The 732-nt window shown below is 68.0% G+C and carries 1 protein-coding gene; it reads left to right on the forward strand.

Annotated elements, in window-relative coordinates; all coding sequences use genetic code 11:
• Window positions 1-81: 81 nt before the first annotated feature.
• Window positions 82-732: DUF1403 family protein (locus CWO89_RS44870; protein WP_130584459.1), on the forward strand; the 651-nt coding region annotated here is incomplete at its 3' end.

A 732-nucleotide genomic window follows, 5' to 3' on the forward strand; every position in this document is an offset into this window, starting at 1 on the left:
CACTCGTTTTAAATTGTCGACAACAACGGCGGTTTCGGGCGGATAGCTGGTTGTAAGCGCCGCCATAGGTTAGGCTCGGCCATGCCCTCGCGTGCGCGAATCATCCCCGAGCCCCCGCCGACCTTCCCGCCCTTTCCGGGATGGGCACGGCAGATCGGACCAGCCGAAGTGGTTGATGATGCAATGTTGTTTGCCGGCGCCGCGCTTGCTGCGATCCACCCGATCGCGCGCAGCGAGCACCCGCTCGGCCTGCTCTGGCGGCATCGCCTGTCGCTGGCCAACGCCGCCGTCCTCGCCCGCCATGGCGGGCGCGCCGAAGACGAGGCGGCGCTGCGCGACGCTTGGTATCTGCGCCGCGAGATCGATGATCCCGGCCCGGGTGGGCGCATCCTCAAGGCCTGGCGCCATCTCGGCGAGCGTGCTGCCATGGCACCTGATTATTGGATGACTTCCTTCTCAATCATGTTCGAGCTGGGCTTCAACGACGCGCTCGAGGACGTCGTCACCGCCGCGGCGAAGCTGGCGGCAGGTAACGGGAACGCCGTCGCGGCGGCGGCGGAAATTGCCGCAGCGAGCGTGCGCTTCATCCCGCACAAAGAGCCGCTGGCCCTGTGGCTGGCCGACGTCGTCCTCGCCCATCGCCTGAGATGGCCGATGGCGGTCCCGCTGATCGCCGGCCAGATCAGCCGGGCCGATCTGCGCGCTGCGGGCAGACCGGGCGGCATCGACGAC

The organism is Bradyrhizobium sp. Leo170 (assembly GCF_004296405.1).
In the GTDB taxonomy this organism is placed as follows: Bacteria; Pseudomonadota; Alphaproteobacteria; order Rhizobiales; family Xanthobacteraceae; genus Bradyrhizobium.